We start from the raw sequence: 7,048 nt of genomic DNA, 5'->3' as shown, positions 1-7,048 counted from the left end.
CCCCCGCCTACGGCTATCCCGGCTACCCCGCCTACGGACAGCTCGGTCCGCAGCAGGGCAACAGGGACGGCATGGGCACGGCGGCGCTGGTGCTCGGCATCATCTCCGTGGTGGGTTTCTGCCTCGTCGGCGTCGACATCCTCATCGGCGGCCTCGCGCTGACCCTCGGCATCCTCGGCCGCGCCCGGGCCCGCAAGGGCGTGGCGAGCAACGGCGGTGTGGCGCTCGCCGGCATGATCCTCGGCGCCGTCGGTGTGGTGTTCGCCACGGTCTTCCTCGTCTTCGTCATCTGGGCGAGCAACCAGGACGAGAACGAGCGGGACTCGACGGACCGCTATCCGACGTACGACACCTCACTCGTCGTCCCGCGCTGAGCCCCGCTCCGGCCGGCCCGCTGATCCGGCTGATCCGCTTCAGACCGGAGCCCCGCTCCCGCTCCTGAGCCGGTCCCGCGCCTCCGTCAGTGCGAAACCCAGCAGGTTCAGCCCGCGCCAGCGCTCCGGGTCCAGTGCCCGCTCGTCGTCGGCGGCCAGTCCGATGCCCCAGATCCGGTCCATCGGGCTGGCCTCGACGAGTATCCGCTCGCCCGTCGCCAGCAGGAAGGCGCGCAGCGCCGGGTCCTGGCCGAACTTGTGGACGCTGCCCTCCAGCACGATCCCGTACCGCTCGCGCTCCCAGACGCTCTCGTCGAACCCGCGCACCAGCCGGCCCGCCTTCTTCGCCAGCGCCGGGTTGGCCGCTTCGACCGCGCGCCGCTCGGCCGCCGGGTCCTGGAACAGCCGCGCCTTGGCCGCCATCATCCAGTGCTCCGCCGTCGCGTACCGCACCCCGCCGACCGTGAAGGGCGACGGCCACCACTGACTCAGGCAGGACCGGTCGAGCGTGCCGTCCGCGCGCGGTGTGTGCCCCCAGAAATACAGATACGTGCTCCCCATACACGCGATTCTGGCGGTCACCACTGACACTCCGTACGCCGATCGGCGGCTCCGCGCGACACATGGTCCACCGATTCCGTCGCGTAATCAAAAGGAAACAACGGAATCCCTTGTTGAGACTAATGTCCTCTGCCAGGATCGGCACTCAACCGGAGCCGGAACAACGGAGAGCGCAATGGTCGACCCCTTCCAGGTGCAGGAACGCTTCGCCGCCGGCGCGCAGTTCATCGGCGGGCAGCTGCGACCCGGCACGTCGGGGCGTACCCAGGACGTGGTGAATCCGGCGACCGGCGAGCCGGTCCTCTCCTACGAGCTGGCGTCGACCGCCGACGTGGACGCCGCCGTCGCCGCTGCCGCCGCCGCCTTCCCCGGCTGGGCGGGCGCCACCCCGGGCGAACGCTCGGACGCGCTGCACCGCTTCGCCGCCGTACTCGCCGAAGAGGCCGGCGACTTCGCGTACGCGGAGTCGCTCCAGTGCGGCAAGCCGATCAAGCTCTCCACCGAGTTCGACGTACCGGGCACCGTCGACAACACCGCCTTCTTCGCGGGCGCCGCGCGCCATCTCGAAGGGGTGTCCGCCGGTGAGTACAGCGCCGACCACACCTCGTACGTACGCCGTGAGGCCATCGGTGTCGTGGGCTCCATCGCGCCCTGGAACTATCCGCTCCAGATGGCCGCCTGGAAGATCCTGCCTGCCGTCGCCGCGGGCAACACCATCGTCCTCAAGCCCGCCGAGATCACCCCGCTCACCTCGCTGATGTTCGCCGAGGCCGCCCGCAGGGCCGGACTGCCCGACGGGGTCGTCAACATCGTCAGCGGCGCGGGCCGCGACGCCGGCGAGCACCTGGTCGGCCACCCCGATGTCGTGATGACCTCCTTCACCGGCTCCACGGCCGTCGGCAAACGCGTCGCCGAGATCGCCACCGGCACCGTCAAGCGCCTCCATCTGGAACTCGGCGGCAAGGCGCCCTTCCTCGTCTTCGACGACGCGGACCTCGAAGCCGCGGTCAACGGAGCCGTGGCCGGATCGCTGATCAACTCCGGCCAGGACTGCACAGCCGCCACCCGCGCCTACGTACAGCGCCCGCTGTACGACGCGTTCGTGGCCGGTGTCGCCGAGCTGATGGGGACGGTCCGCCTCGGCGACCCCTTCGACCCGGCGACCGACCTCGGCCCGCTGATCTCGCACACCCACCGGGACCGGGTCGCCGGCTTCGTCGAGCGGGCCCGCGGTCACGCGCGGATCGTCACCGGCGGCGCCGCCCCGCGGGGCGAGCTGACGAACGGCGCCTACTACCTCCCCACCCTGATCGCCGGAGCCGCCCAGGACAGCGAGATCGTCCAGAGCGAGATCTTCGGTCCCGTGCTGGTCGTGCTGCCCTTTGACGCCGACGACGAGGGCATCCGGCTCGCCAACGACACCCCGTACGGTCTCGCCGCCTCCGTCTGGAGCCGCGACGTCTACCGCACGGGCCGGGCCACCAGGGAGATCAAGGCCGGCTGTGTCTGGGTGAACGACCACATCCCGATCATCAGCGACCTGCCGCACGGCGGATACAAGGCCAGTGGTTACGGAAAAGACATGTCCGCGTACTCGTTCGAGGAGTACACACAGGTCAAACATGTGATGTACGACAACACCGCGGTACCCAGGAAGGACTGGCACCGCACGATCTTCGGGGACCGTCCTTAACTCTCACCCGAAAGGGCACAGCGCATGGAGCAGTACGAGTCCGACCCGCTGTCCGCTGTACAGCTGAAGGCCATCCAGCGCCATCTGACGACCGGCAGGGGTGCCCTCACCCGCCGCTCGGTGCTGCGTGCCGGCGGGGCAGGCGCGCTCGGCATCGGCGGTCTCGCCGCGCTGAGCGGCTGTGGGATCCCGGCGGCCAAGAAGGAGGACGGCGGTCCGGCGTCGACCGACTTCTCGGCCAAGGAGAAGAAGATCACCTTCTCCAACTGGACCGAGTACATGGACGTCACGGACGACAACAAGCACTACCCGACCCTTGAGGCGTTCACGAAGCGCACCGGGATCAAGGTCACGTACAACACGGACATCAACGACAACAACGAGTTCTTCGGCAAGATCCAGCCGCAGCTCGCCGCGGGCCAGGACATCGGCCGCGACATCATCGTCCTCACCGACTGGCTCGTCGGCCGCATCATCGGACTCGGCTGGGCGCAGACCCTCGACGCGTCGAACCTGGGCCACGCCTACGCCAACCTCACCCAGCAGTTCAGGACCCCCGACTGGGACCCCGGGCGGGCCCACTCGTACCCGTGGGCGGGCATCCCCACGGTCATCGCCTACAACACCAAGGCGACCGGGGGCCGCACCGTCACCTCCGTCTCCCAGCTGCTGGAGGACCCGAAGCTCAAGGGGAAGGTCTCCTTCCTCACCGAGATGCGGGACACCATGGGCATGACCATGCTCGACATGGGCGTCGACCCGGCGAAGTTCACCACCGACCAGTACGACGCCGCGACAGCCCGGCTGCAGAAGGGCGTCGACAGCCAGCAGGTCCGCCGCTTCACCGGCAACGACTACACCGCCGACCTCGACAAGGGCGACATCGCCGCCTGCGTCGCCTGGGCGGGGGACATCGTCCAGCTCCAGGCCGACAACCCGGCCATCAAGTACGCGATACCCGACTCCGGTTACATGATCTCCAGCGACAACATGATGGTCCCGGTCAAAGCACGTCACAAGACCAACGCCGAGAAGCTCATGGACTACTACTACGAGCCGACGGTGGCCGCCCAGCTCGCCGCCTACATCAACTACGTCTGTCCCTGCGAAGGCGTGGGCCCCGAACTGGCGAAGATCGACAAGGCGATGGCCGCCAACCCGCTGATCATCCCGGACGCGAAGATGCAGACCACGTCGCACGCCTTCCGCTCGCTGAGCAACAAGGAAGAGACGTCGCTGGAGCAGAAGTTCTCCAACCTCATCGGAGCCTGACCCGGCCACTGCCGTACGAGCGCCCGTCCATTTCTCTAGCCCCGGGACCGTTATCCATGACAGAGAACGCATCCACCAGCCGCGGCGGCGGTGACGTCCGCCTCGCCGGGATCAGCAAGACCTATGGCTCCTTCCATGCCGTCCGACCCCTCGACCTGACCGTGCCCGAAGGGTCCTTCTTCGCGCTCCTCGGCGCCTCGGGCTGCGGCAAGACCACCACCCTGCGCATGATCGCCGGCCTTGAGGAACCCACCACGGGCGCCGTCTTCCTCGGTGACAAGGACGTCACCGACCTGCCGTCCTACCGCAGGCCCGTCAACACCGTCTTCCAGAGCTACGCGCTCTTCCCGCACCTCGACATCTACGAGAACGTCGCCTTCGGGCTGCGCCGCCGCGGCATCAAGTCCGTCAAGCAACAGGTCGCCGACATGCTCGACCTCGTCCAGCTCGGTGACTTCGCCAAGCGCAAGCCGCACCAGCTCTCCGGCGGCCAGCAGCAGCGCGTCGCCGTCGCCCGCGCGCTGATCAACCGCCCGCAGGTGCTGCTGCTCGACGAACCGCTCGGCGCCCTCGACCTGAAGCTGCGCCGGCAGATGCAGCTCGAACTCAAGCGCATCCAGACCGAGGTCGGCATCACCTTCGTCCATGTCACGCACGACCAGGAGGAGGCCATGACGATGGCCGACACGGTCGCCGTGATGAACGCGGGCCGCGTCGAACAGCTCGGCACCCCCGCCGACCTGTACGAGAACCCCAGGACCACCTTCGTCGCCAACTTCCTCGGCACCTCCAACCTCATCGAGGCCGAGGTGACGGCGAAGAACGGCACGGATCTCGTCGTCACGACGGGCGGCGTCACACTGCTGCTCCCCGCGGGACGCAGCTCGGCGGCAGGCGCGGCGGGCGACAGGATGCTCGTCGGGGTACGCCCCGAGAAGATCACCCTGGCCCACGCCGACGACGCCGGCGCCGTACCCGAAGGCCGCAACCGGATCACCGGGCGGATCGTCGACTCCAGCTTCATCGGCGTCTCGACGCAGTACGTGATCGACAGCCCCGTCTGCTCCGAGTTCGAGGTGTACGCGCAGAACATCGAGCGCGACGGCCGGCTCGTACCCGGCGCCGAGGTCGTCCTGCACTGGAACCCGGAACACACCTTCGGACTGGACGCCGACCAGTCCGTGCTTGCCGGGACAGTGCGCGACGCGGGCGTCAAGACCGTCGACGAGGAGGCGGCGTGACGGCCACGGCGGCGCCGCCCGCCGCGCCGACACCCCCGCTCTCCGACGCGGAGCCACCCGTACGCAAGGCCTCCCGGCGCAAGCGGCTCGTTCCGTACTGGCTGCTGCTGCCCGGCATCCTCTGGCTGCTGATCTTCTTCGTGGCGCCGCTGGTCTACCAGGCCTCGACCTCGGTACAGACCGGCTCGCTGGAGAAGGGCTTCCAGGTCACCTGGCACTTCCAGACGTACTGGGACGTGCTCCAGCAGTACTACCCGCAGTTCCTGCGCTCCCTGCTGTACGCCGCGACGGCGACCGTGCTGTGTCTGCTGATCGGCTACCCGCTCGCCTATCTGATCGCCTTCCGGGCGGGCCGCTGGCGCAATCTGCTGCTGGTCCTCGTCATCGCGCCGTTCTTCACCAGCTTCCTGATCCGCACCCTGGCCTGGAAGACGATCCTCGCCGACGGCGGTCCGGTCGTCTCCGTGCTGAACAACCTGCACATCATCGACGTCACGAGCTGGCTCGGCTGGACCACCGGCGACCGGGTCCTGGCCACGCCCATGGCGGTGGTCTGCGGACTCACCTACAACTTCCTGCCGTTCATGGTCCTGCCGCTCTACACCTCGCTGGAGCGCATCGACGGCCGGCTCCACGAAGCGGCGGGCGACCTGTACGCCAGGCCCTTCACCGTCTTCCGCAAGGTCACCTTCCCGCTCTCCCTGCCGGGCGTCGTCTCCGGCACCCTGCTCACCTTCATCCCGTCGAGCGGCGACTACGTCAACGCGGAACTGCTCGGCTCGGCCGACACCAAGATGATCGGCAGCGTCATCCAGTCGCAGTTCCTGCGGGTCCTCGACTATCCGGCGGCAGCGGCCCTGTCGTTCATCCTCATGGCCGTGGTCCTGGGGATGGTCACCTTCTACATCCGCCGTGCGGGGACGGAGGAGCTTCTCTGATGGCAGCGACCCGCTGGATCAGGCGCAATCTGGTCGTCATCGCAGGCGTGCTGACGCTCGCCTACATGATCGTGCCGAACGTCGTCGTGATGGTCTTCTCGTTCAACAAACCCGCGGGGCGGTTCAACTACGCCTGGCAGCACTTCTCCCTGGACGCCTGGAAGTCCCCCTGCGGCGCCGCCGGGCTCTGCGACTCCCTCGGGCTCTCCCTTCAGATCGCCGTCTGGGCGACCCTCACCGCGACCGTCCTCGGCACGATGATCGCGTTCGCGCTGGTCCGCTACCGGTTCCACGGCCGCGGCCCGGTCAACTCGCTGATCTTCCTGCCGATGGCGATGCCCGAGGTCGTCATGGCCGCCTCGCTGCTCACGCTCTTCCTCAACCTCGGCGCGCAGCTCGGCTACGTCACCATCCTCATCGCCCACATCATGTTCTGCCTCAGCTTCGTCGTGACGGCCGTCAAGGCGCGCGTGCTGTCCATGGACCCCCGGCTGGAGGAGGCGGCGCGCGACCTCTACGCGGGGCCCGTGCAGACCTTCGTCCGGGTCACCCTGCCGATCGCGGCGCCCGGCATCGTCGCCGGCGCGCTGCTCGCGTTCGCGCTCTCGTTCGACGACTTCATCATCACGAACTTCAACGCCGGCTCGACGGTGACGTTCCCGATGTTCGTCTGGGGGTCGGCGCAGCGCGGCACGCCGGTGCAGATCAACGTGATCGGCACGGCGATGTTCATCATTGCCGTAGCGCTGGTGGTCGGCGGACAGCTGATCAGCAACCGCAGGAAGAAGACCGCCGCCACCGCGTGAGAGCCCGGCGTGCGGTTCCTGCCACGAGCAAACCCTGAGCAATCCCTGAGCAACCCCTGAAGGAGTTGGAAGACATGGCCCCAGGTGCCATGCGAACGACCGCGCGTACCACCGCGCGTACGGACACATCAGCACACGCGGCCGCCCTCGCCGACGTCCAGCC

General features: G+C 68.3%; 7 protein-coding genes. 6 read left to right on the top strand and 1 reads right to left on the bottom strand.

The window, feature by feature from the left end; all coding sequences use genetic code 11:
- A partial coding sequence (locus HY68_RS02135) for a DUF4190 domain-containing protein (protein WP_198533193.1) occupies positions 1-374 on the top strand: 374 nt, incomplete at its 5' end.
- 39 nt (positions 375-413) lie between these two features.
- On the opposite strand, the gene HY68_RS02130 is transcribed toward HY68_RS02135, so the two are convergent.
- Positions 414-935: an NADAR family protein gene (locus HY68_RS02130; protein WP_078863389.1), complete on the bottom strand. Its 522-nt coding sequence runs from the start codon at positions 933-935 to the stop codon at positions 414-416.
- A 175-nt stretch (positions 936-1,110) separates the two neighbouring features.
- Between HY68_RS02130 and HY68_RS02125 the strand changes: the two genes are divergently transcribed.
- The 5 genes from HY68_RS02125 to HY68_RS02105 are packed head-to-tail and all read left to right on the top strand — an operon-like array spanning position 1,111 to position 6,885.
- Positions 1,111-2,628, top strand: coding sequence for a gamma-aminobutyraldehyde dehydrogenase (locus HY68_RS02125; protein ID WP_041983846.1), 1,518 nt, complete (start codon positions 1,111-1,113; stop codon positions 2,626-2,628).
- A 24-nt stretch (positions 2,629-2,652) separates the two neighbouring features.
- Positions 2,653-3,900 carry a spermidine/putrescine ABC transporter substrate-binding protein gene (locus HY68_RS02120; protein WP_041983844.1) on the top strand — a complete coding sequence of 416 codons (1,248 nt, stop codon included), beginning with the start codon at positions 2,653-2,655 and terminating at the stop codon, positions 3,898-3,900.
- 56 nt (positions 3,901-3,956) lie between these two features.
- Positions 3,957-5,141 carry an ABC transporter ATP-binding protein gene (locus tag HY68_RS02115; RefSeq protein ID WP_041983841.1) on the top strand — a complete coding sequence of 395 codons (1,185 nt, stop codon included), beginning with the start codon at positions 3,957-3,959 and terminating at the stop codon, positions 5,139-5,141.
- Positions 5,138-6,079 carry an ABC transporter permease gene (locus HY68_RS02110; RefSeq protein ID WP_041983840.1) on the top strand — a complete coding sequence of 314 codons (942 nt, stop codon included), beginning with the start codon at positions 5,138-5,140 and terminating at the stop codon, positions 6,077-6,079. Before HY68_RS02115 ends, HY68_RS02110 begins: the two co-directional genes overlap by 4 nt.
- Positions 6,079-6,885, top strand: coding sequence for an ABC transporter permease (locus HY68_RS02105; protein WP_041983838.1), 807 nt, complete (start codon positions 6,079-6,081; stop codon positions 6,883-6,885). Before HY68_RS02110 ends, HY68_RS02105 begins: the two co-directional genes overlap by 1 nt.
- Positions 6,886-7,048: the final 163 nt, after the last annotated feature.

The organism is Streptomyces sp. AcH 505, from assembly GCF_000818175.1.
Classification (GTDB): Bacteria; Actinomycetota; Actinomycetes; order Streptomycetales; family Streptomycetaceae; genus Streptomyces.
This window is presented reverse-complemented; position numbering and strand designations above follow the sequence as displayed.

Bases quoted from the DNA above. Each gene is read 5' to 3' on its own strand.
- HY68_RS02130 (WP_078863389.1), bottom strand. From the start codon at position 935: ATGGGGAGCACGTATCTGTATTTCTGGGGGCACACACCGCGCGCGGAC.
- HY68_RS02120 (WP_041983844.1), top strand. From the start codon at position 2,653: ATGGAGCAGTACGAGTCCGACCCGCTGTCCGCTGTACAGCTGAAGGCC.
- HY68_RS02125 (WP_041983846.1), top strand. From the start codon at position 1,111: ATGGTCGACCCCTTCCAGGTGCAGGAACGCTTCGCCGCCGGCGCGCAG.
- HY68_RS02115 (WP_041983841.1), top strand. From the start codon at position 3,957: ATGACAGAGAACGCATCCACCAGCCGCGGCGGCGGTGACGTCCGCCTC.
- HY68_RS02105 (WP_041983838.1), top strand. From the start codon at position 6,079: ATGGCAGCGACCCGCTGGATCAGGCGCAATCTGGTCGTCATCGCAGGC.